General features: G+C 55.5%; 17 protein-coding genes and 1 pseudogene. 10 read left to right on the forward strand and 8 right to left on the reverse strand.

The features are described from left to right. Nucleotides 1-5: 5 nt before the first annotated feature. Nucleotides 6-992 (reverse strand): YheT family hydrolase, encoded by a 987-nt coding sequence (locus SH139x_RS02685; RefSeq protein ID WP_488353747.1) that lies wholly within the window; start codon nucleotides 990-992, stop codon nucleotides 6-8. 100 nt (nucleotides 993-1,092) lie between these two features. On the opposite strand from SH139x_RS02685, the gene SH139x_RS02690 reads away from it, so the two are divergent. Continuing rightward, a complete protein-coding gene (locus SH139x_RS02690; RefSeq protein WP_488353748.1) occupies nucleotides 1,093-1,998 on the forward strand; it encodes a PfkB family carbohydrate kinase in 906 nt (301 codons plus the stop codon). A gap of 83 nt (nucleotides 1,999-2,081) precedes the next feature. Here SH139x_RS02690 and thpR read toward each other — a convergent pair whose 3' ends face one another. After that, the gene (gene thpR, locus SH139x_RS02695) at nucleotides 2,082-2,720 is read right to left on the reverse strand and encodes an RNA 2',3'-cyclic phosphodiesterase (RefSeq protein WP_488353749.1); all 639 of its coding nucleotides are present in this window, start codon (nucleotides 2,718-2,720) and stop codon (nucleotides 2,082-2,084) included. Then, on the reverse strand, nucleotides 2,702-3,067 hold the full coding sequence (locus SH139x_RS02700) for a 2Fe-2S iron-sulfur cluster-binding protein (RefSeq protein ID WP_488353750.1): 366 nt from the start codon (nucleotides 3,065-3,067) through the stop codon (nucleotides 2,702-2,704). Before SH139x_RS02700 ends, thpR begins: the two co-directional genes overlap by 19 nt. A gap of 147 nt (nucleotides 3,068-3,214) precedes the next feature. Between SH139x_RS02700 and SH139x_RS02705 the strand changes: the two genes are divergently transcribed. Both SH139x_RS02705 and recA read left to right on the forward strand, forming a co-directional pair. After that, nucleotides 3,215-6,706 (forward strand): DEAD/DEAH box helicase, encoded by a 3,492-nt coding sequence (locus tag SH139x_RS02705; protein ID WP_488353751.1) that lies wholly within the window; start codon nucleotides 3,215-3,217, stop codon nucleotides 6,704-6,706. 329 nt (nucleotides 6,707-7,035) lie between these two features. Further along, on the forward strand, nucleotides 7,036-8,160 hold the full coding sequence (recA, locus tag SH139x_RS02710) for a recombinase RecA (RefSeq protein WP_488353752.1): 1,125 nt from the start codon (nucleotides 7,036-7,038) through the stop codon (nucleotides 8,158-8,160). 211 nt (nucleotides 8,161-8,371) lie between these two features. Here the strand turns inward: recA and SH139x_RS02715 are convergent, their stop codons facing one another. The 4 genes from SH139x_RS02715 to SH139x_RS02730 all read right to left on the reverse strand — a co-directional run bounded on the left by SH139x_RS02715 (nucleotide 8,372) and on the right by SH139x_RS02730 (nucleotide 13,180). After that, entirely contained in the window at nucleotides 8,372-9,427 is a 1,056-nt protein-coding gene (locus SH139x_RS02715; protein ID WP_488353753.1) for a hypothetical protein, read from the reverse strand. A gap of 224 nt (nucleotides 9,428-9,651) precedes the next feature. Beyond that, on the reverse strand, nucleotides 9,652-11,829 hold the full coding sequence (locus SH139x_RS02720; RefSeq protein WP_488353754.1) for an RNA polymerase sigma factor: 2,178 nt from the start codon (nucleotides 11,827-11,829) through the stop codon (nucleotides 9,652-9,654). A gap of 91 nt (nucleotides 11,830-11,920) precedes the next feature. Beyond that, entirely contained in the window at nucleotides 11,921-12,808 is an 888-nt protein-coding gene (locus SH139x_RS02725; RefSeq protein WP_488353755.1) for a fructosamine kinase family protein, read from the reverse strand. A 219-nt stretch (nucleotides 12,809-13,027) separates the two neighbouring features. After that, complete coding sequence (locus SH139x_RS02730) at nucleotides 13,028-13,180, reverse strand: DUF3309 family protein (protein ID WP_488356146.1); 153 nt, start codon at nucleotides 13,178-13,180, stop codon at nucleotides 13,028-13,030. A gap of 253 nt (nucleotides 13,181-13,433) precedes the next feature. Here SH139x_RS02730 and SH139x_RS02735 point away from each other — a divergent pair, with 253 nt between their 5' ends. The 5 genes and pseudogenes from SH139x_RS02735 to SH139x_RS02755 form a co-directional block, all read left to right on the forward strand. Further along, nucleotides 13,434-13,769 (forward strand): c-type cytochrome domain-containing protein, encoded by a 336-nt coding sequence (locus SH139x_RS02735; RefSeq protein ID WP_488353756.1) that lies wholly within the window; start codon nucleotides 13,434-13,436, stop codon nucleotides 13,767-13,769. 37 nt (nucleotides 13,770-13,806) lie between these two features. Then, entirely contained in the window at nucleotides 13,807-14,466 is a 660-nt protein-coding gene (locus SH139x_RS02740) for a hypothetical protein (RefSeq protein WP_488356147.1), read from the forward strand. Nucleotides 14,467-14,624: 158 nt separating this feature from the next. Continuing rightward, on the forward strand, nucleotides 14,625-15,155 hold the full coding sequence (locus SH139x_RS02745; RefSeq protein WP_488353757.1) for a hypothetical protein: 531 nt from the start codon (nucleotides 14,625-14,627) through the stop codon (nucleotides 15,153-15,155). A gap of 152 nt (nucleotides 15,156-15,307) precedes the next feature. Next, nucleotides 15,308-17,461 carry a sulfatase-like hydrolase/transferase gene (locus tag SH139x_RS02750; protein ID WP_488353758.1) on the forward strand — a complete coding sequence of 718 codons (2,154 nt, stop codon included), beginning with the start codon at nucleotides 15,308-15,310 and terminating at the stop codon, nucleotides 17,459-17,461. Nucleotides 17,462-17,991: 530 nt separating this feature from the next. Next, nucleotides 17,992-18,474 (forward strand): annotated as a pseudogene (locus SH139x_RS02755) (transposase); the annotation flags it as partial. A gap of 44 nt (nucleotides 18,475-18,518) precedes the next feature. Here SH139x_RS02755 and SH139x_RS02760 read toward each other — a convergent pair. Continuing rightward, the gene (locus SH139x_RS02760) at nucleotides 18,519-19,127 is read right to left on the reverse strand and encodes a sigma-70 family RNA polymerase sigma factor (RefSeq protein ID WP_488353759.1); all 609 of its coding nucleotides are present in this window, start codon (nucleotides 19,125-19,127) and stop codon (nucleotides 18,519-18,521) included. A 467-nt stretch (nucleotides 19,128-19,594) separates the two neighbouring features. On the opposite strand from SH139x_RS02760, the gene SH139x_RS02765 reads away from it, so the two are divergent. Further along, complete coding sequence (locus tag SH139x_RS02765) at nucleotides 19,595-19,843, forward strand: CHAT domain-containing protein (RefSeq protein ID WP_488356148.1); 249 nt, start codon at nucleotides 19,595-19,597, stop codon at nucleotides 19,841-19,843. Nucleotides 19,844-19,896: 53 nt separating this feature from the next. Beyond that, the gene (locus tag SH139x_RS02770; protein ID WP_488353760.1) at nucleotides 19,897-23,016 is read left to right on the forward strand and encodes a protein kinase domain-containing protein; all 3,120 of its coding nucleotides are present in this window, start codon (nucleotides 19,897-19,899) and stop codon (nucleotides 23,014-23,016) included. Nucleotides 23,017-23,023: the final 7 nt, after the last annotated feature.

The following is a 23,023-nucleotide window of genomic DNA, read 5'->3' on the forward strand; positions in this document are numbered from 1 at the left end:
AGCTGTTAGAAGAACCAGCGGGCCAGCCGTTGGTCGAGCCAGAATCGCTCACGGCCGCTGGCCAGGAAAGCCACGTGGCCGCCGCCGTCAACGATTTCCAATTGTGTGCCGGTGGGCCAATCTGCGGCGCGAAAGCCGGCAATCGGCACGATTGGGTCATCATTGGCGGCCAGCACCAGCGTGGGCACTGGGTTAGCCGCCACAAACTGGTCTGCAGTGCAGCTGGCGTAGTAGTGATTCGCGCTTTGGTACCCGGACAGCGGAGCCGTCACGCGGTCATCAAGTTCATACAGGGTTCGCGGACGACGTTGCAGATCGATTTGATTCCAGGCTTCGCTGGCGGCCAACTGGGGCGGAATATGTTTCAGTAGGTGACGAATAAAAAAGCGGTTGTAAGGACGCATCCACCAACGCCGCATGTGTCGCGAGCAGCCCGCCAAATCGATCGGTGGGGCGACCGCCGCGGCACGTTCCAGATTGGCCCGCACCGCTTCGCTGTGAAGCTGGCCGCAGCCGAGTTCGCCAAGCATTTTCAGTAGCTGGCCGGCACCGAGCGAGACGCCGATTGTCCACATCGGTCCGTCACCGGTGAGTTCATGCACTTTCTCCAGGGCCCGCAAAATGTCTTCGCTGCGGCCGGCATGATTGAGCTGACTGGAATGCTCAAAGCTGACTCCAGAGCCTCGCATGTCGAGCCGAAAAACTCGCGTGCCGGCTGCCTGGAAGCGGGCCGCCAAGCGTGCCATGTAACTGGTCCGGTGGCTGCCGCTCAAGCCATGAATTAGCAGCAAGCGGGGAGAGGCCGGTAGCCAGCCGGGTGGACAGTCTTCGTGCAAAGCCAGTTGATCGCCGTCACTCAGGGGCACCCTGTGGACGGTCGCCGGTTGTTGCGGCGGGGGGCTGCTGAGGAAAGTGGTCGCCAGCGTTTGCAAATGCCCGCCACGGACCAAGCGATGTGAGCGAAACTGGGGGGAATGCAAAAGTGTCGTCATTTCAGTGGTCAGCACGCGGGTGGAGTGTGCGGCGAAAAGAAGGCATAATATGGAGGTCGATAGCTCTTATTTTTCGCTTCGCTCACCCCATTAATCATCTATGAGTTTGCTTGTTGTCGGTTCCGTCGCATTTGATAGTATCCATACGCCCACTGCACAACGTGAGCGAGTACTGGGGGGGTCGGCAGTCTACTTTGCCTATGCAGCCAGTTACTTTACCCCCGTGCGTTTGGTTGGTGTGGTCGGCGAGGATTGGCCTGCTGAACATACCGCGATGCTCACTGGCCGTCAGGTCGACATGACCGGGCTGCAAGTCAAAGCGGGCGAGAAAACGTTCTTTTGGAAGGGCAAGTACCAGCCCAACATGAATGACCGTGAGACGTTGGAAGTCGAACTGAACGTGTTTGGCGAATTCGATCCGCATGTCCCGGAGGCTTTCCATGATAGCCGGTACGTGTTCCTCGCCAATGGCTCTCCGGTGGTCCAAGCCAAAGTGCTCGACCAAGTCAAGAATCCCGCCTTGGTGGTCGCCGACACGATGGACCTCTGGATCCAAACCCAGCACCCCGAGCTACTGCAGTTGCTCAAACGCATCGACGGCTTGGTGATTAACGACAGCGAAGCCAAATTGTTGACCGAGGAAGAGAATCTGGTCGTCGCCGGCAAGAAAATTTTAGAACTCGGTCCGCGGTTTGTGATTGTCAAGAAAGGCGAGCACGGGGCGATGTTCTTCAGCGCCGATGCGGTCTTCACCTTGCCCGCTTACCCGACCGGTGAAGTCGTCGATCCCACCGGTGCCGGCGATAGCTTTGCCGGCGGCATGATGGGCTACATCGCTGCTCAGAACAAGCACGACGAGGAGACGATCAAGCGCTCACTCGCTTACGGAACATTGGTTGCCAGCTTTAACGTCGAAGACTTCAGCCTGGAGCGGATGCAGAAGATTGAGTTGGGCGATCTCGATCTGCGGCTGGAAACTTATCGCAAGATGTTATCGATCGTTTAGGCGTGTAGGCTAGCCGAGTCGCCTGCGCAAGCCGGGTCGACTACGCAAGCCGGGTCGACGGGCCACCACCGTTGCTTGGCGAATCACTCGCCAAGCAGCGGGATCGTGCCCATCACGTGGTAGCTGGGGCCAGCTTTATCGAGAAAGCTGCCCATCACCAGCACGCGGTCGGCCAGCATCGTCCCCAGTCGGCTTTCCGATTGAGCGGCAATGCCCTCTTGCAATTCGCTGGAGCCTCTCCGGCTGCCACCGCGGGTGCGTCCCAGCGTCATGTGGGGAACGTAATCGCGTGGTTCTGGTTTAAAACCCAGTTCGGCCAAGGCTGGCTGCAATGCTTCCACTAGCGCAGTGAGCGGTTCGCCGCCGACCGTCACCTTGGCGTAGACGATGCGTGGTTTCTCGGGGGTGGGAAAGGCGCCGGCACCGCGAAATTCCAGCGGAAAGGCTTCGTGCCCCGCGCAACATTGCTTGACGACTTCGCACAACCGAGGGATGTCGCGGTTGTCGACATCGCCAAGAAACTTGAGCGTCAGGTGCAGGTTGTCGCCCGGCACCCATTTAATCCCATCGCCGGGGCCCGACAATCGAGTCACCATCCCGGCGGCCGATTTTTGCATCGCGGCGGGTATGGGAATGGCGATAAAGCTGCGAATGTTCAGCAAAGGATGATGGTCCTGCGGCGGGGGGCTGGTTGAGGAGAGCTTTAGGACTTCGTCGTCCATTCGGGCGTCGGTTCAATCGCGTCGGCTACTGGGCCACCTTGATCTTTGCGGCCGCTGCCTTCCAAACGGCTGATCAATCGTACGGTCATGTCGTCGTCGCAAGTTAGTTGGCAACTGAGCCGAACACCCGCTTCGGTCACGCCGCGGGCTTGCAGGACTTGTTGTTCGGCTACGGTCATCTTGTCAGGCTCGCCGGCGACGAAGGCAACGCGGCAAGTGGTACAGCGAGCGGCACCCCCGCAAGCGTGCAGTTGATCGGTGCCAGCTTCCTCGACAAGCGCTTTAACCAGCCGTTTGCCAGCGGGGACCTCAAATTGGCCAACGTCTTCAACAGTTAACTTGGGCATGACGGATCGGGGTGCTTTGTGGATAATCGAGAAATCAGAGGGTCGATGGTGGATCGACGACAACATGTTAGACTGCTGGGCTCAACTGTACGGAGAGTGGCAGATCGATCAAGTGGTTTAAACCAGCGGTTAAATTGAGCGGAGTTAATGCAGGAGCCCAAACTTAAGCGTCCGAAAGCGGCAACGGAAGACGGTGTTCCCGCGGAAATCGCTAGTGCGATTACCGAATTGCGGGGTCGTTTTCCCTTGGAAACAATTTCGCGTGCCCGACGTGTCGAAGTCAATCGCGCCCCCCACGTGACGGCTGACGAAAAGTCGATCAGCTGGCATTTTACGGTGCACGATGATTCGGATACCGAATATTCCGTGGAAATCGATCTCGAGGCCAGCCGCACGGCCGGGCGTCTCGGCGGGGCCGGGCGTCTCGGCGGGGCAGGGGGTATTGGCGGGGCAGGGGGTATTGGCGGGGCAGGGGGTATTGGCGGGGCAGGGGGTATTGGCGGAGCAGGGGGTATTGGCGGAGCAGGGGGTATTGGCGGAGCAGGGGGTATTGGCGGAGCAGGGGGCATTGGCGGAGCTGTTGGTGGTGCCTCTCGCTCGCAGTCTGATTTGGTCGCCGGAGTTTATTGCGAGTGCGCGTTTTTTAGTGACAGCGGCGCTTGCGCTCACGGGTTTGCCGCCGTTGAATATTTGGAAAATGATCTGCGGTTGCTCGACGATCGCCAGCGTCAAGCTTTGGCTGCTTTTATCGAGGCCCGCGGAGCTCGCGCTGGAGATTGGTATCTCTCGCGATTAATCGGTGCGGTTCGCGAGCGAAACGAGCGGGTGTCGGAAGCCGAGTCACGTTTGCAGTGGCGAATTGCTTTAACCAGCGACGACCCGGAGCGGGCGCTCAGTCTGCGGATTTACGAGCAGAAACGGATGCGGCGGGGGAGTCAGTGGTCGCGTGGTCGACAGTTGGATTGGACCAGCCAAGGATTTTTAGAACTCTGCAGTCGCTCCGTGCAAGACCTTCGCGCCGGCGGTTTATTGCGGAGCGTGGCCCCCCGCTTTGATGCCAACGAGCGACAGTTGGTCGAGTTGTTGCCGGCGCTTGTCGGACATCCCAACGTGGTCTGGGATGATGAGCTGCGGGCCGCCGTCCACGTCCTGCATCGGCCGTTGCGGATCACGGTGGCGGCGGTGGAGAAGGATCAATACGAAGTGGTGTTGCGGATGGGCCAAACGGCCATCTATCCGCCGCCGCCGGGACGCGAATTTACGACCACCGTGTCGGGCCAGCAATGGGATGCGCGGCGCGTCGTGTTGGCCGATCCGGGATCGAATCAGTTGTTGTTCAGCCAAACGCTCGACCGCGAGCTGGCCGATTGGGTCAGCGAGCTGTTGGACCATGATCCCGCTTCGCTGCAAGTCGACACCAAGACGGCGAGATCCTTGTTGGGTGTTTCCGAGCATCTTAGCCGGTTGGTCGAGATTGAAATTCCAGAGACGCTAGCTGGTCCTCGCGAGCCGTTGACGACTTTAACGTTAATGCTGGCACCACGGGAACGTGGTTTGTTGGCTCGCATTCGCGTCGCCGATGATCGTCTCAGCGGTCCGTTGGAACCGGCTGCGGGGCCGGGCGAGATTCCCGTGGTCACTCCCGCCGGGCCGCGTCGCTTGGTGCGTGAGTTCGATGCCGAATTGTCTGCCGCGCATCACATGGCCGACCAACTCGATTTGGGACCAGCCAACGGGGAAGGGGGCTTTGATTGGTACCTCGAGTCGATCGAGGTTTCGCTAGCTTTACTCGACCGCTTGGCGGAACTCGGGGAAGAGGCGCCGCCCGTGATGTGGCCGGAGGGCAAGCGTCTGCGAATGGCTGGTGAGATCACTCCCGCCTCGCTGCGAGTTCGGATTGAGGAAAAACATGATTGGTTTGGCATTCAGGGCACCGTCAAGATCGAAGACGAAGAGGTCACGCTGGCCAATTTGCTCAAAGCGATCCGCGACGGTGAGAAATTCGTCCGAGTGGGGGATCATACTTTTGCCAAAATCAGCGATGCTTTTCGGCGACGTTTGATCCAGCTGGATGATGCTATTTTCGAAGATCGCGAGGGTGCGAAAGTCGCCCGAGTGGCAGCGCCTCTGGTCGACGATCTGTTGGGTGAAGATATGTTGGTTGAAGCGGGCGATGCCTGGAGCGCCACGCTCAAGTCGCTGGAAGTAGCTCGGAAAATGCGTCCCCGCGTGCCGAGTGGGCTGCAAGCCGATCTGCGTGAATATCAAAAGGAAGGTTACCGTTGGTTGGCTCGGCTCAGTGTTTGGGGAGCCGGTGGCGTGTTGGCTGACGACATGGGATTGGGCAAAACGGTGCAGACGCTGGGGATCTTGATTGATCGCGGCAAGGGGGGCCCGACGCTCGTCGTGGCACCGACCAGCGTGGGGCAAAACTGGCTCAACGAGACCAACCGTTTCGCGCCCGAGCTGACTCCTTATCTGTACCGCGACCATGATCGGGAAACGTTGGTCGAACAAGTTGGGCCGGGCGATTTGGTGATCACCAGTTATGCGCTGCTGCAACGTGACGCAGCCCGTTTTGCCGCTCGTCAATGGCACACTTTGGTCTTGGACGAAGCTCAATTTATCAAGAACGCGGCTACCAAAACGGCCCGCGCCGCGCGTGATTTGAAAGCCGATTGGCGGTTGGCCCTCTCGGGCACTCCGCTGGAAAATCACGTGGGAGAATTGTGGAGTTTGATGCGGACCATCTCGCCCGGCTTGCTGGGCACTTGGGAACATTTTCGCAACCGCTTTGCCGATCCCATCGAGCGGCAGGGAGATAGCGAGCGACGCGAAGCGTTGGCTCGCTTGGTGCAGCCCTTCATTCTGCGACGAACCAAGAACAAGGTGTTGGCCGAACTGCCGCCGCGGACGGAAATTAACCGCTTTGCCGAACTCGATCGCGAACAGCGTAACCAGTACGAAGCGGCTCGGATGGCTGCGGTCCGCGAGTTGGGACAACAAACAACCAGCGGCGAAGAAGGCCAGCAACGTTTCCGCGTGCTCGCCTGGCTGACTCGCCTGCGACAATTGGCTTGCCATCCCCGCTTGGTCAATTCCAGTTGGCAGGGGAGTTCCGCTAAGATGGATTTGTTGCTGGAAACGATCGATGAATTGCGCGACGGAGAACACCGCGCGCTGATCTTCAGTCAGTTTGTCCAGCACTTGGCGTTGGTCCGCGAAGCGCTCGATGCGAAGGGTATCAGCTACCAATATTTGGACGGTTCGACGCCGGCTGCCGAACGCCAATTGGCCGTAGACGCCTTCCAGCGTGGCGAAGGGGAGTTGTTCCTGATCTCGCTCAAAGCGGGCGGTACCGGATTGAACCTGACGGCGGCCAATTACGTGCTGCACCTCGATCCTTGGTGGAACCCGGCGGTTGAGGATCAAGCGACTGACCGGGCCCACCGAATCGGTCAGCAGCAAGCGGTGACGGTGATCCGGTTAGTTGCTCGCGATACGATCGAGGAGCAGATCTTGGCGATGCACGACGATAAGCGGGAGTTGGTTGCCAGCGTGTTGAGCGGAACCGACCGGGCGGGGCGGATGTCGACCGACGAAATGATCACGCTGATTCGCGGCGGCGATACCGCATAGCCTCGCGTGTTTGCTGTTTATCACTGGCTGCCAGCCTGTTTGCTTGCTGGCTGGTCAGTATTCGCCCACACAGTGCGATGTGCAGCTGGAAAGAAAAAGGATTTTTTTCCAACTTTTCTTGCCGCGCGTGACCAAAGGTGTCACGCCGCTCGCCAATACTTGGGTTAGTCAGCTAATGACCGCGTAACAAATTCTGGAAAACTTGTTGAGAATTTGGTTGAAATGGTGGTGGACTTTCGGTTACTATCCGGGCGTTCATGGAGCACAGGATTGCACGTGGTCTGTGGTTATTACTGGGGAACCTAAATTAAGGGTACGGGGAGTCAACGATGGCCAAAAAGAAAGCCGCACTGCAAACGTCTGGAACGGTCAAGCGAGATAAAGAGACTGACATCGCGCTGAAGGCCATGTTGGCTCGCGAGCCTGGTTTGAAGACGACTTTACAGCAGATTGAAAAAACATTCGGCGATGGCGCCATCATGCCGCTCGGCGCGTCGCAGCAATTGGCCATCAAGGGGGTTTCGACGGGCAGCCTTTCGCTCGATATGGCCCTCGGTGGCCAGGGGTTGCCACGGGGCCGGATTGTCGAAGTGTTTGGTCCGGAGTCGAGTGGAAAAACGACGTTGGCTCTGCACGTGGCGGCTGAGGCTCAGAAAGAGGGTGGGATTGCCGCCATCATTGATGCCGAGCATGCGTTTGATCCGAGTTGGGCCAAGAAGCTGGGCGTTGAATTGGACACCTTGCTGGTCAGCCAACCGAGCAGTGGTGAAGAGGCGATGCAGATTTGCGAGATGTTGGTCAAGAGCAACGCGGTCGATGTGATCGTGATTGACTCGGTCGCCGCCCTTGTGCCTCGGCAAGAATTAGAAGGTGAGATTGGTGACAGCCACGTCGGTCTGCAGGCGCGGTTGATGAGTCAATCGATGAGGAAGTTAACCGGTGCGATTGCCAAGAGCAAATGCGTGGTCATTTTCATCAACCAAATTCGTGAGAAAGTGGGCGTGATGTTTGGCAGTCCGGAAACAACTCCGGGTGGTCGGGCGCTGAAGTTTTATTGTTCGGTGCGAGTGGACGTGCGTCGCATCGGCGCGCTCAAGGATGGCGAGGAACAAGTGGGCCAGCGAGTGCGAGCCAAGATCGTCAAGAACAAGGTGGCCCCTCCTTTCCGGGTTTCCGAGTTCGACATGATGCACTCCAACGGAATCAGCTACGAAGGCGATTTGTTGGACCTTGGCACGCTGCACAAAGTGGTTGATCGCAGTGGCTCGTGGTTCAAGTATGGTGAAACCTACTTGGGGCAAGGCAAGGAAAAGGCGCGAAATTTCTTGATCGAAAACCCCGAAGTGGCGGAAGAAATCAAGCAGCGAGTCCTCGCCGATGGTGGTTTCATCGCGCCAATCGCGGATGACGAAGAAGAAGATGCCGTCGAAGTGGCAGCAGAAGAAAACAGCTGAGTTAGCCGTTTTGGCGCAGTACCGTTCAATGAGGGCCATCTTGGTGGGACCTTCCATAAACAGTCAGCCGCAGGCGTACTTTGTAATGGGAGCGCGTACGCCTTCGGCTGACGGTTAAACGATTTATTGAACGGTATCGCGTTTTGGCGGCAGGGAAATCCATCGCTAAAATTTTCCTGCCTCCATCTTCTTGTCAGCATTTGCAACGTCATTAATTTGACGTTGAATACTGGGTGCGGGGATCATGCGTTCCTCGCCTCAAGCCATTGAGTAATTGCTCGACTTGGCGATGCACGCCGTATGTCGTGCTGACCACTATTCCCGTACGCAACGTGGGATGGGCTGCGGCTCTTGGCCGCTTCAGTAGAGCGATTACGGAAGGGCCGCCCAGTGCCTCCCAAGTATCGGGAGCGACGACCGTTTGAATCAGGTTGCTGAGCCCACCAACTTCTTTGCTAAATCCGGTCCCCTCCAGCCAATAAATTCGTATCAACGCATTGGCTGGATCCTCAGCGTCGTCGACGGTCGTGATCTCGACAAATTCGCTCCGCGGGCGCATTGTTAAATCATAACCCGCCAAGACAACTTCCAGCATCGTTAGCGCCGACACGTTGCTCATCTGCACCGACACGGGTAAGTCTTGGGTTAAGCCAAGATCCTCCAATGCCCGCACGTTTATTGAGAAGGGGATGCCTGTTTTTTTGGCGAGGTTTACCAACCAAGCGTTTAAGGGAACATCTACCGAATCGATCGTGATCTTCTGGGCAAACAGCGATTCGATGTGACGAATAAATGCGTCATCCACATTGGTGAAAGAGCTGGCCGCGCTGTTGTTTCGGCTGACCCGTTGAGCGGTGTCGGTAACAATCCACAATGCGCCGTTGTGCACCAGCGGGCGGAGAGCAAAGGGCCGCAGGCTGTGTTTTAATTGAACCCCCAGAGGCAATTGCGAAGCGGGCAAGCGAAAGAGTCCACGCGCCGGGGGGGAACTGTCCGGCAATGGCTCCGGGGGCAGTTCCAGCGGGATATCGTTGGCCGTAGCTAGATTCCTCAGCACGCTGGCCAAGGGGCCCGGTCCCACGCTGGACTTGAGCGGCCGAGCCAAAATGGCGACGATTCTTTTGTCGGCTGCGGAGGGGGAATTCTCGCTTTCGCCATCATACTCATCCGCCACGTAGCCCTGAAATTGTTGTCCCAGGCAAAGCGGCATTGGGGAGCAACAGAAAACCAGCAGTGCGATTCGCCAGGAATACGTCGGACCGATCATAAGTGCCTCAAGGATGCTGTGCCACGCGAGTGCTTTGAACCTGCCCGAAAACTGTTAGCCGCAATGGCGCTAGCCGCGGTTCTCTTCGGTTTTCGAAACGGATCTTAGTTCAGTGGCGATGGGTAAACAAACATGAGAAGAGGCATTCTCAGTATAGCCAGCACACAAACCCGATGTGTTAGCGAACGGTGCTGACGAACCGTGTGCTGGCAAGCACTGCACAGCTACATCATCCCGCCGCCACCTCCTCCCCAGCCGCCCATGCCTCCACCCATACCTGTCATGCCACCGCTCGGCCCGGCCGTAGATGGTGGATCAGGATTGGGGTTGGGATCGACGATGCCCTCGCGGATGGCCTTCAGCAGACTTTCGATCTCGCGATGCTCTTGGAAAGGAGCGGCGACCACAATTCCCAGTCGGCCGCTGGACGAATTATTGACCGGGGCGCAAGTGGCTGGACCGCCCAGCATCTCCCAAACATCGGGCGTGACGACCGTTTGAATCATCATCAAAGCGGAATCGATGGAGCCAAAACCGGTACCATCGAGCCAATACACTCGTAACATCATATTTTCGGGATTCTGGGCCTTGTCGATCGTGGTTACCTCCACAAAGCCGTTGCGTGGCCGCAAGGCGAGATCATGGTCCCGGAGTATCACTTGCAGCATGTCATGAATTGACACGTCCGACATGTTGATCTCTACGGGCAGGTCGTCGGTCAGTCCCAGATCTTCCAGTGCTCGCATGTCTAAGCGAAATTGCAAAACTTCGCTGGCATCGGGCTGGCTTGCCGAAATTTCTGAGAGAAATTGATTCAACGGGACCACGGCGAGGTCGAGTGATGTCTCGATTTGCAGAGCTTCCTCAACCTTGCGGACGTAGGCATCGTCAACATTGATGTATCTGGAAGTGCCGATACCTTGCTTTGCCAAGGCGACCGTATCGGGCACGATCATGATCGCGTCATCCCGAATAATGGTCCGCAGCATGAGCGGGCGGAGAGCATTCTTGAGGCTCACCCCCAGCGGCATTTTGTACGCTTGCAGCGTTAGCGGTTGGTCGGTCGACAGAGTGGACATCTGAGGTTGCTGGGAAACGACAACGGGGATTTGCAATTGGCTTTCAATCGCCTTGGCCAACGCTTGCACCGAGCCGGCTGAGATCTCCGTTTCCAGCGGTTGGCTGAGAAAATCTGCAAGCTGCTCTTCAAACGCGGTCGGTTCTGGCACTCGAGGTCGCGGTGGTTGCGGAGCTTGTTGCTGCTGCATGCCAGGGCCCATGCTGCCACTGCCCATACCGCCCATGCCGCCCATACCGCCGGCCTGAAATAAGGTGGTTTGGGCGGAGTTCCTTTCGGCACCCGGGGTCGCGTCGCTGTTGTCCTCCGAGGGCTTTACAGCGGTGGCAGGACTTGGTGACTGTCTGTCAAGCGGGACGCTCGGGCTCGGGTTGATTTGAGTGATCGTCGGCTGCTCTGGCACGGTGAGCGAGGGTTGATCAAGCAAAAGTTTTTTTGCGGCGGGTTGGCCCTGCTGAGCGGCTTGGCCCTGCTGAGCCGGTTCGGAGCTCGCCAGTTGCTCACCCTCAGGCCCTTGGTAACTAATCCAGAGCGTCAGCATCAGCGTGCCGATAATTGCCAGAGAAGCAGATCGCATAACCACACCTACGGTTGAAGAGAAGAACAGAGTCGAGGATTGAGTGGTCGCACTGTTGGGCACGACGGAGTCAGCGGTTGGTTGCGGGGCGAACGTTTCGGGTTGATTGCTCAGCGCCAGGTGTGTTTGCGCGACGAAAGTGGCCGTTGTCGCAGCTGTTACCTTGGAGGCGCTGATGGCCACCAGGGCACTTCCCAGGGAAACGCCCCGTAAGATCAAGCGTCGCCGGAGTGCATGCCGCCCGCGTTGCAGACGGCCGCGGATTGTGCCGTGCGTGCTGCCGAGTTGATCAGCAACTTCGGCGACTCGTTGGCCCTCGAGGTAATGTAGCACCAAGGGTGTCCGAAGCGTTTCGGGGAGCGCGTTTAACTCCTCATCTAAAACTTGTAGTTCATGTCGTTGAGTGACGTCCGGCAAATCGTTTGCTCTTGCCGGAAGGGCATCCAAGGCCACCGGATCGCTGACATCGCGCTGCTGTCGCGAACGGGCCGCCACGCGGTAGGCAGTCGCGTGCAGCCAAGCTGGCAGCGTGGTCGCATCGCGGATTGAATGGGACGAGCGGGCCAAGATCATGAAAGTTACCTGGAAAGCGTCTTCGGCATCTGTGCGTTGACGACATTGACGCAGGCAAACCCCCAGCACCAGCGGCGCGTAGCGATCGACTAGAGCTCCGAGAGCTTCCCGGTTCTGGTGGTCAATCCAGTCGCGCAGCAATCGCGCATCGGTGCGTTCGTTGTCGTATATCATGAGCGTGTAAGATAAGTGCACGAGAGGGCGAATTCGGCGCGCAAAAAGTAGCCATTTAGTTTAACTCGTGCAAGCGCGTACCGCAAAAGGGCTAGGTTCGCCGGGCAATGCGCCCCGCCAAGCTCTCGCATTGTCCCGCGTAGGAGCTGCCGAACAGGTTCAAGTGATTGAGCAGGTGGTACAAAATGTACACATCGGTGCGTTCTCGCCAGCCTTCCCGGAGTGGATAGGTTGCCTGGTAGGCTTCGTAAAATGCCGGCGGACAGCTGCCAAACAGTTCGATCATCCCAAATTCGGCTTCTCGATCGCCTAGGTAAACGGCTGGGTCAATTAGCACGGGATGACGCTGGGGATCGGCCAAGTAATTGCCGCTCCACAAGTCGCCATGCAGCAGGGAAGGGGGCTCTGGGGAGGTTGGCAGCAGAGTGCCAAGCTGGTTGATTATCTGATTCAAGTCATTTCGCAAACGGCTCCCCGCAAGCTGGCGATCGACCAAGCAACGGAGTTGATAGCCCAAACGTTGTTCAGCCACAAAATCGACCCATTGGCTGTGGAAGGTGTTGGGTTGAGACGTTGACCCGAGAAAATTGTCTTGGTGCCAGCCGAAGCTTGGTTGCTGGAGAGGCACCTGATGGAGCGCCGCTAATTGTTGACCAAAGCGCTCATAGAACAACTTGTTAGGAGCGTGGGTGACAATGAACTCGCTCAGCAGGAAAGCGACTTGCCCATCATCGCTGCTGCCCACCGCCCAGACGTGAGGCACGCGAATCTGCTCGGCAGCGGCCAGCGCGCGCAGCCCGTCCGCTTCCGCGATCAGCATCGGCAAGCGTGCTGGGTTCTCGATTTTAGCAAACAGTTGCTCACCATCATCGAGCGTCCAGAGAGAAGTCTGAGAAATGCAACCACCACCGACCGGCGTCTGCTTCACCAGTCGCCGATCCGGTCGTCCAGCTTGCCGCAAGGCGCTAGTTTGCCACATGAGTCCGAGAAAGTCAGAGCTAGATGAAAGCGTGGCAAAAGTGTCAACCCTTTTGCCGCGGTTGTTCGCTCCTGATCATCTTAAATTTGCTCTCAAAAAATCCGTAGTGGGGCATGCCTCCTCAGGTGCGAATTTGAAGTTTAAGCTCACCAGGAGCGTTGGGAAAGCACCTCGTTGAAACCCTTAATGGCGAGCCTTTCATGGCGAAACTGTTGGGTGCTATAGACGGCCCATTAGAAAGAGGACTAACAGAACTACCAGGATTATTCCAATGATTCCGCCTCCCCCTGCCAGGACGTTGTTGCCCCTGCGAAAGCCATAACCGCCTCCGAAGAGGGCCAGGATGAGAAGTATGATTAGAATCAGGACCAGAGGGCTCACGATGCAATGCTTTCGATAGTCGGATTTGCGTCAGATAAGAGACTGTCTTTAACTATCTGCACTTTCCATGCCGTACGCGCAGTTCCGCAGCGTTCGGTGTCCGCACCGCGGTTCTGTATTTTGCTCGCGCATTGTGCAGCGACTATGCTGGCGCGTTAGGCTATCCGCTCCCCATTCGCAGTTTAAGCTTGTTTTCCCACCGCGACTGCAGCCACTGATTCGGCAACCCACGCGAGTTGTTCTAATGCGTAATTTGAAGCTCGTTGCGTTTATCGCTTGCGGTTGTGCTTCGTCCTTGCTTTCGGCTCGGTTGCTCGCGGCGAAGGAGCCGTTTGACGTATTCCTGGAGCAACATTGCTTGCGTTGCCATGGTCCGGAGCTAGTCGAGCGTGATCTGCGGATCGATCTGCTTTCTCGCGATTTTCAGTCGGGCGCAGATGGTCACCTGTGGGCTGAGGTCGTGGAACGGATCAACGCCGGTGAGATGCCTCCGCCCGATGAACCCCGGCCGACGGAAGATGAAATCGCCAGCGTTGTCGAGCAACTTGATTTGCGAATTCGTCAGGGGCAAGCCGGGTGAGCTGAACGCGGACACTCTTTGGTAAGGGTACGAACGGATTGGTTCGCAGCTTTCGCTCTCGCCATCGCATGTGGAGCGTTATTATCAAGCCGCCGAGACGGTGCTCGCACGGGCGTTTCCCCAGTCACCGGTAACCACTCAAACGGTGCGTAAGACGGCCGCCGATATTCGCTACAACGGAGGTCAGGAGCAACAGGCTTACCTTGATCGTTTCGGGATTCAGCGTCCGTTGCGGGCGTTGATTTTCCCCGGACGATTGCAACAGGCGGTTCGCTCCAATTGGTATGGTCGCACGGGACCGCAGCACAGCGGGCTGTATCGCGCTCGCATGCAGGTCAGCGGTGTTCGTCCGCCCGTTGGCCAAGTTCCCCATTTGCGGATCGGCAAGGAGACGAGCGAAGCGGGCAATGAAGGCTTGATCGAAATGGATGTCCTGGCACCCGAAGATGCGCCTCAGATTGTCGAGTTTGAGGTCTTTACCAATAATTTGCCAATCGACTCCTTTATCGCTTCCGACTGGACGATGGCGAACGCTCGGCTAAGTGACTTTTATGGTTTTCCCGAGCCGGAGACAACCGATTTCCAACGCGTTGCCTTACATCCCGCCGATCATCGGGGAGGTTTGCTCACAATGGGCGCGATCCTTGGTCTGGACTGCAGATGGAATTCGCCTGTCCAGATTGGTTTCGCCGAGTAAGCTCACTGGGAGCGGGCCGGCAGTGGACTGGGAGGCACGCTCGATTTTTTATCGGATTCCCATGTAACAAGCGACTCGCGTTCTCGCTTGATTGAGTGTTAAGAGGTCAGCACGTTGCTGACCGCGACTTCAGTCACGGGAATTTGGGGAAATGTGTCATGGTTATCAGTGCGATGCGTCGGTTGGTATTCTGCTTCGTTGGGTTGGGTTTGGTCGCAGCGGGCAGTGCTGCTTTCGCAGGCTCACCAACGGACAACGCCAGCACAACCGCCGAGTACAACACGTATGTTTACACCTATAATGCTCGCGCTATGGTGCTGAGTATGCCCAGCGCGATTGACGCCCAGTATCAAGCGAGCAGCTCGAGCAGCGAGCGGTTTCAGCTAAACTCAGAAGGCTTTTGGGCGGAAATGCTGAATCTGCACATCGATCGGGCTTTTAATCACGCTCTTGATGCTTTGGACGGCGGTGGCATCTCGGACTGGCAGAGCTGTCTGCACGATCTCAATTCAGCAATCAATGCTTGTGATGATTTGCTGGCGTTTCAGCAAGGGATGAATAACCCCTCGAAGGCACGTATGTCGGCGGTCAAATCCTGCAAATGGTATCTGAACATCGCTGCCGATAACTGCTTCAGGGCTGCTTGGAGCTTTATGTGGGTCCAGCCGGTCGTTGGATGGGGTTGGTAAGACTTGTCGTGCTGCAGGCGGCCTAGGCGAGCGTTGTGGTTGATCGGTTGACAAAGTACGATGGGGTGGACGGCAAATGTTGATTTGCTGTTCGCCCTTTTGGGGGGGCTGCCTTTCCAGTATTTTAGATTCAACGATTCGTCAATGGTCTCATGCGTATTTCTCGTTCGTGTTTCGGCGCCTGTTTGCAATTTTCGTTTGCAATCGCCTGTGTAGTTTTTAGCTCGCGATGTGCGATCGCCGAGCAGACTCCCGAGTCACAAGTCGTTCGTCCAAATATCATTTTTGTGTTGGTCGATGACATGGGGTACGGTGACTTTGGCGTATTTTACCAGAACCAGCGGTTGTTGCTGAATGATCGTAACCGGCCGGCCCATCGTACGCCGTCAATTGATCAATTGGCCAACGAGGGCATGCGACTACCGCATCATTATTGCCCAGCACCAGTCTGCGCGCCCTCACGAGCTTCTTTGTTGTTGGGGGTCCATCAAGGCCATGCCAACGTGCGTGACAATCAGTTTGATAAGGCGCTGGAGGATAACCATAATCTGGCCACTATGCTCAAGCAGATGGGTTATAAGACGGCGGCAATCGGCAAATACGGACTGCAGGGAGGGCAAGAGCAAGAGGAGGGAGAGTCGCCCGATTGGCCTGCGCATCCGAATCGCCGCGGCTTTGATGAATACTACGGCTATATGCGTCACCGAGATGGGCATGAGCATTATCCACGCGAGGGTATTCATCGCGGTCGCAAGCAGGTGTGGGAGAACATGACCGAGGTCTCCGCTGGCTTAGATAAATGTTATACCACCGACTTGTTCACCGCTCGGGCCAAATACTTTATCACCGAGCAAGTGCGTGAGGCGGCTGAGCAACCGTTTTTTATCTATCTTGCTTATGATACTCCACACGCGGTCTTATCCTTGCCCACGCAGGCTTATCCGGCGGGCGCGGGAGTGAAAGGTGGCCTACAATGGTTGGGCACTCCAGGCGAGATGATCAACACCGCCTCAGGTGCTGCTGATTCTTACTACCATCCCGACTGTGCTGACGCGACTTGGGATCATGATGCTGACCCATCGACTCCCGAGGTGGCTTGGCCCGATGTGCAGAAACGTTATGCGACTTGCGTGCGGCGAATCGATGATGGTGTGGGCGATATCTTGCAATTGCTGAAAGATTTGGGAATCGATAACGACACGCTGATCGTGTTTACGACCGATAATGGTCCGAGCGTCGAGTCCTATTTGCCGGAGGCATACGAGCCAATATTTTTTCAATCCTATGGGCCTTACGATGGGATTAAGCGTGATCTTTTGGAAGCTGGCGTGCATGTTGGGGCCGTGGTCCGCTGGCCGGCGTTGATCCCGGCTGGCTCCAGCAGCGGCAATTGGGCGACGACCTTTTGGGATTGGATGCCGACTTTCGCCGAGGCGGCAGGGGGCATGCCACCAGCGAGAACGGACGGGGTATCGTTGTTGCCGTTGTTGAGCGGTAATGTGGCAGAGCAGCGATCGTCGACTGTTTACAGCGAATATTTCCAGCAGGGCAAGACGCCAGCATTTAAAGATTTTGATGTCTCCAATCGTGGCCGCCGCCGGCGGCAAATGCAGTTAATTCGTGAGGGTGATCTGGTGGGTGTGCGATATGATGTGAAATCGCATCAACAGCCTTTTGAGATTTACAACATTGTTGAAGATATGCGTCAGTCGAAAGACTTAGCCGCCGAGTTGCCCGAGATTCAGGCGGCGATGCAAGCTCGTGTGTTAAGGTTGCGGCGGGCGAACGCATCCGCTCAGCGTCCTTACGACAACGAGCTAATACCGGCGCTGGACGGCCTGGAGACGCTGCCTGGTTTGAACTGGCTAGCCGTTGCCGGCGATTTTGCTTGGGTGCCCGAATTGCAAGGACAGACATCTCAGTGGAGTGGAGTGGCTGAGTTGCCCTCCGAGTCGGTGCAGGGTGCCAGTGAGCAGGGAGCCAGTGAGGCGGTTTCGGCGACGCATACGGCGAGCATGTTCAGCGGGTTTATCGAAGTGCCGCAGGATGGTCTTTATGCGTTTTCGCTGAGTACGTCGGGGCGGGCGCTCGTGCGACTGCATGAAGCCATTTTGCTTGACGCGGATGCCAATTACCAAGCTGGCCAGCAGTGGCAATCAAAAATGCGATTGGCCAAGGGCAAGCACGCGATACGGATCTATCGCTTGGACGAACAGCCAGCGGGTGATTTCAAGTTTGGTTGGAGTGGTCCAGGAGTGGCTGAGGGAGCTGTGCCTGCGACCGCCTTCTCCCGTCAGGTGCCATGAACCCTTTGATTCATTGAGCCGAAGCCTTACGAGAGGACGGGCAGGAAAATTCCGTGGGTATAATTTTCTGCCCCCATTTTCCTGCCAAGCCTTTCAGGTCGTGGGCTCCAATCGACGCGAATGAATCGGTTGGTCAAACGGTATCTAACGCAACTGAAAATCTTGCATCCTTATCTGAAAGACCGATTTCGCGCTCGTCTAGCAGCAAGCGCTGTTTGGGTTAGCGCTTCGCGTACTGATCTGTGCTGGGGGCGGCCGGTAACGGCCGTCCTTAACGCGATCCCTGGCGAAGGCTGCCTTGGCACAGGGTGAGGAAGACCATGTGCGATGCGTGGGGGATAGCTCCGGCGCGAATGATGACCCTGCCCTCATGGGCGGAAGACGTCTCGGAATGGTCCAAGGAATTTGCGTTCGGGGGACCATTCGGTAATCGCGAACACGACGTCGGAGAAGGAGCCGGCAAATTGTTTTCCCAAGGCATCCACGAGCGCCGCGTGAATGAACACGACTTCACTGGCGGCCGTCGAGCCGTCAGTGAGCTCGTCAACGTTTTGAACAAGATGCCCGAGAGTGTTCAACCCAAAGTGTAAGGTGACCTGCACGAAAGCTGGCAGGCCGAAACAAAAGACGATGCGAACAAGGCGTTCGATAAATTCATTGAAAAGTATGGTGCGAAGAATTCAGCGGCTTGTGACTGCTTGAAGAAGGATCGTGACGTGCTGTTTACCTTCTATGACTTTCCCGCTCAGCATTGGAGCCACTTGCGAACCACTAACCCGATCGAATCGGCGTTCGTAACGATCCGCCTTCGTCACCGAAAGCCCAAAGGGAGCGAGACAGGTCGGGCTGGCTTGGCGATGATGTTCAAGCTCGCTCAATCCGTCTCCAAGAAATGGAGGCGGCTGAACTGCCATGAAAAGATCACCCTCGTTATCGAAGGACCTTACTATAAAGATGGAGTCATCCAGGATGAAATCACTGCATCATGTAAATTCTCAAAATACAACAATTGACAATACCTCGCTGAGGGATTCCAGCATCAATCTGATGCTGGCGTTTATTCCAACAATTCACGTAACCGTTTCAACATTCTTGCCTTGGCTTGATATACGGAATCAACTGAGATCCCCAAGTCAACAGCGACTACGTCCGGCGAAATCCCATCAATGGTTGATCTCCAGAAGGCGTCGAACGTATGCTGCTTGACTTCCGAGCGAATGATCTTGAGCGCTTGTCGTGTCAAATTATTTTCTTCATGAAGGCTCGATTCGGCATCGAGCGGTTCGAACTCTGGTACTTGTTGAATATTCAGATGAGCATCCGTCCCACCTGTGGCGATCGCCTTGTTCACGCGGACTTTGAAATAGTCTCTGATTTTATTGCGACTAATTGTCCACAACCAACCGCGGAACGTACCTTCCGTTGGGCTCTTCGAGAAATTCGGAATTCCCGTGAACACAGAACGAAAGACTTCCTGAACGATATCATCTCGGTCGTCGATTGGAACATGGGCCTTTCGGCACCAATAGCCTACCAGTGGACCGTAAAGCTGCGTCAAATTTTGCCAGGCTTCCTGATCCTTCGCGACGACAAGATTCAATAGGGTCAACGAGGTTCCGGACTCAAAAGCACCAAGAAGCCTCGCCGCACCGTCATTGTTTTGCATACGCCTTCCTCACACAGTGCCCATGGGTACCGGTCTCGAGTCGGTCGGTCTGAGCTTCTCTACGTAGATTCTAACCGCGGAGATTCTATCCGCGTTCGGTCGCAAACGTCACCAGCCAAACGATCGATTTCTCCGAATGGAAGACAATCATAGTTCAGTTGCCGCAAAGCAGCCACCTTTCAGAACGGCTTAGAGGCAGCGGAGTTTGGTTGGGACTGGTTAGCTGACGGCGTAGGAATCAGAAAGCCTGGTCAGTCGACCGGTTCCACGAGGGCATCGATAGTTGCCTGCAGCCGTTCTCGCCCCCGTAGACGAGTACACAAAAAAAATAGCTTGAATCAAAAGGCGATTCCACAGCGAGTCTCTAGCCTCACTTCCAGTGCCTCTCCGTTCGCACTCGCGGAATCCTCTGGAATGTTTTCAAAAAAATCCTGGCAGCGGTGTCAGACGACATCGTTTTGGTAGTTGTGTCGGAATTTGATGGATGGAATAAAGCAACCCGAGATTTGATGGGGAATTTCTACGATCAATATTGGGACACCAACCAGGACGAGGAGTGCCTCTCGACAATCCAGTGTCTCAGAAACAGCCAGCTTGCTTTGCTGAATGAAAAGCAGTCGCGAGGTAGACTGGGGAAAAAAATAATACCCGATCCGAATGCTCGGACTGCACCTTTTTATTGGGCTGCCTTTGTGCTAACTGGTAACTGGGAGTGAAATCGATGTATTATTCTCCTTTTGTATGCCACTAATTTGAGCTTTTGCGAGACATGAACAAGACACAAATCTTGATCCAAGCGCTTCAGATTGCTGGGGAAGCCGAGAGAGAAGCTTTCCTGTCTCGCGAGTGCCAAGGCGATTCCGACAAGCTGGCGGAACTTCAACGTATCCTGCTCTTGGAACAACAGCTTCGCGTGCAACCGCTCGACTTGGATGTGTCGCAATTGCAGCAGCGAGTGGATGTGTTGTTGACTGCAGATGCAGCCGGAGGTCTTGATGCAGCTCCGTTCGCAGCTACCTCTGCTGCCGATGCGGAAGACCCCGACAAGGACAAATTAGCCAACACTTGTACCTTAGATGTTGCTCAGCATTCAGCGCAAGGAACAGCGATTGGTGGTCGCTACGTACTGCAACACAAGATCGGCGAAGGCGGCATGGGGGAGGTTTGGGCGGCCAAGCAGATTGCTCCCGTGAAGCGACGAGTGGCGTTAAAGTTAATCAAGAAGGGCATGGATTCTCGAGCTGTTATTTCTCGTTTCGAGCAAGAACGCCAAGCTTTGGCCCTAATGGATCATCCCAACATTGCGAAGGTTCTGGACGCAGGCGTAACGGAGAGCGGACAGCCGTACTTCGTGATGGAATTGGTTAATGGTTTGCCTCTCAACCGGTTTGCGGATGAATCGAGATTGACTACTAGTCAGCGTTTGGAAATCTTTGTGCCTATTTGCAATGCCATACAACATGCCCACCAAAAGGGTGTTGTGCATCGCGATCTCAAGCCAGTCAATATTCTTGTAACACTGATCGACGGGCATCCGGTGCCCAAAGTTATCGATTTTGGTGTGGCAAAGGCTACCGGACGTAGCCTCACCGAGCAGTCCTTCGAAACACAGTTTGGAGCGGTGATTGGAACTCTCGAATATATGGCACCCGAACAGACGGGATATTCGGGAGTCGACATAGATACCCGTGCCGATATTTATTCGCTTGGCGTCGTCCTCTACGAACTACTGACCGGATTGCGACCAATCGACCGCTCTAGCGTGCAACAGGCTGGACTGGCTGAGATGATTCGCTTGATCAAAGAACAGGAGCCCTCTAAACCGAGCACACGGCTATCCACCAACGAGTCTTTGCCGTCGTTGGCCGCTGCTCGCCAAGCCGACCCGAAGCGATTAACGGCCCTCTTGCAAGGCGAATTGGATTGGGTAGTGATGAAATGCCTGGAAAAAGATCGCGACCGCCGTTACGAAACTGCCAATGGAATCGCGCGTGATATTCAACGCTTTCTGTCTGGTGAGATAGTTGAAGCACGTCCGGCATCGCGAAGCTATCGGTTCTCTAAGTTTTTGAGACGCAATAGAGGCTCTGTGCTTGTGGCAAGCGCACTACTTGGTGTGCTCATCGCGGGCACTATTGGCACGACATGGGGTTGGCTTGAAGCAATTCGTCAAACTGCTCTGGCCAAAAGAGAAACAGAAACGCAAATTGCGATTAACGGATTTTTGCGCGACGATATTTTGGCCCAGGCCAGCGCGGTCTCGCAGAGCGACTCACTTTTTGAGCCTGATCCAGAATTGACAGTCAGGAAAGCCCTCGATCGTGCCGCTAGCCGGGTGAACGAAAGATTTGCACAGCAGCCATTGGTTGCAGCTGCGATCGAACGGACAATCGGGCTCGCCTACAGCGACCTTGGTGCTTATCAATCCGGAGTTCCGCACCTCGAGAGATCCCTGAAGCTCTACAAGGAAACACTTGAGCCTAAAGCTTTCGATGTTATCCAAGTCGCAGAGGACTTGGGATATAACTATGTTGCAGTTGACCAATTTGCAGACGCGGAAGAGTTATTAACCAAGGCAACGAAGGACTTTGAAAAAAAACTTGGAGCTGAGGCCCGAGAAACACTCGAGTCAAAATTGAATTTGGCCTACTGTTATTTCGCACAGGGGCGTGCTCTGGGTGACGAACGGAAACTGCAAAAAGCGGAGTTGCTCTACAACGAAATCCTGCTGAAGCTACAAAAAGTGTTTGGCGCATCGGATCCTTATGTTGCGAAGGCGTGGAGCTCACTGGCCATATTCTACCAATTCATGGGATCAGATCCTAATAATCGTGCAGTACTTGACAAGGCCGAAGAGGCCATTTTGCAAGCGATCATAATTCGGAGTGATCTGCCCGACACTCATCCGATAAAACTGCAATATCTTTATCTCCAAGCGTTAATCGTCTACGACAAGCATGACTACGAACGATCGTTCGTCCTGCGACGGAAAGTGCTGGCCAATTGCCTCAGTACCTACGGAGCAGCCCACGATGTGACGTTGCGAGCCATGGACTCTTTAGCGACCGCGTACTCCCAGCACAGTAAAAACGACGAAGCGGAAGACCTTTATCTTCGCTCGCTTCAAGGTCGTCGAGACCTTTATGGCAATGATCACAAATTGACTCGACATGCCTTGTTCACTCTTGCGCAATTTTATCTTAACAATGGTGATTGGGAGAATGCCGAGAAGTACTATCGGGAACGTCATGAATTAACGGAGAGACTTGAGGGTGCCCAATCCATTAATACGCACTTAACTGCTCGTGACTTGGCTACTATTTGCATCTCATTGGGTAGAATGTCGGAAGCTGAACGCTTGCTTGCGGAAGCCATAGAGGGACTCAAACAATTCAAGACCGATGACGATCCTATTGTTGTCCTGACGCGCGAATATCAAGCTGACTTGTTCGTAGAGCTCGAGCGATATGACGAGGCGCTGCCGATCTACTTGAGCTCTGTCGCGCAACTTCGCGCACAGCCAACGCCACCACCAATTCCACTTGCGTCGGCTTTATCAGCGTTAGGGCAGTGCCAGCTACTAATGGAAAGTTACGAGTCTGCCGAAGACTCCTTTCGAGAGGCCACGGAGATATTCGGAAGGTACCTTCCCCAAGCTTGGCCCACATTTGTCAATAAAGTGAGGATTGGTGCTGCACTTGTTGGACAAGAGAAGTATACAGAAGCCGAGCCGCTTATGCTGAGTGGTTTTGAAGAATTGAAACCTATTCGCGCAAACGTACCAAAGGAGCTTTATGTTGAAGCAATCAACAATATAATCCATCTTTACAGCCAATCTGGAAGAACTGCCGAGGCTGACGAATGGAGATCAAAAGTAACGAATAAATAACGTGGTT

This window comes from Kothea flammea (assembly GCF_052161645.1).
Lineage (GTDB): Bacteria > Planctomycetota > Planctomycetia > Pirellulales > Pirellulaceae > Laterigemmans.

Excerpts from the sequence above, each read along its gene's own strand:
- SH139x_RS02705 (WP_488353751.1), top strand. The coding sequence starts at position 3,215 with ATGCAGGAGCCCAAACTTAAGCGTCCGAAAGCGGCAACGGAAGACGGT.
- SH139x_RS02745 (WP_488353757.1), top strand. The coding sequence starts at position 14,625 with ATGGTTATCAGTGCGATGCGTCGGTTGGTATTCTGCTTCGTTGGGTTG.
- SH139x_RS02685 (WP_488353747.1), bottom strand. The coding sequence starts at position 992 with ATGACGACACTTTTGCATTCCCCCCAGTTTCGCTCACATCGCTTGGTC.
- recA (WP_488353752.1), top strand. The coding sequence starts at position 7,036 with ATGGCCAAAAAGAAAGCCGCACTGCAAACGTCTGGAACGGTCAAGCGA.
- SH139x_RS02750 (WP_488353758.1), top strand. The coding sequence starts at position 15,308 with ATGCGTATTTCTCGTTCGTGTTTCGGCGCCTGTTTGCAATTTTCGTTT.
- SH139x_RS02760 (WP_488353759.1), bottom strand. The coding sequence starts at position 19,127 with ATGCAAAACAATGACGGTGCGGCGAGGCTTCTTGGTGCTTTTGAGTCC.
- SH139x_RS02715 (WP_488353753.1), bottom strand. The coding sequence starts at position 9,427 with ATGATCGGTCCGACGTATTCCTGGCGAATCGCACTGCTGGTTTTCTGT.
- SH139x_RS02700 (WP_488353750.1), bottom strand. The coding sequence starts at position 3,067 with ATGCCCAAGTTAACTGTTGAAGACGTTGGCCAATTTGAGGTCCCCGCT.
- SH139x_RS02725 (WP_488353755.1), bottom strand. The coding sequence starts at position 12,808 with ATGTGGCAAACTAGCGCCTTGCGGCAAGCTGGACGACCGGATCGGCGA.
- SH139x_RS02690 (WP_488353748.1), top strand. The coding sequence starts at position 1,093 with ATGAGTTTGCTTGTTGTCGGTTCCGTCGCATTTGATAGTATCCATACG.
- SH139x_RS02720 (WP_488353754.1), bottom strand. The coding sequence starts at position 11,829 with ATGATATACGACAACGAACGCACCGATGCGCGATTGCTGCGCGACTGG.
- SH139x_RS02770 (WP_488353760.1), top strand. The coding sequence starts at position 19,897 with ATGAACAAGACACAAATCTTGATCCAAGCGCTTCAGATTGCTGGGGAA.
- SH139x_RS02735 (WP_488353756.1), top strand. The coding sequence starts at position 13,434 with ATGCGTAATTTGAAGCTCGTTGCGTTTATCGCTTGCGGTTGTGCTTCG.
- thpR (WP_488353749.1), bottom strand. The coding sequence starts at position 2,720 with ATGGACGACGAAGTCCTAAAGCTCTCCTCAACCAGCCCCCCGCCGCAG.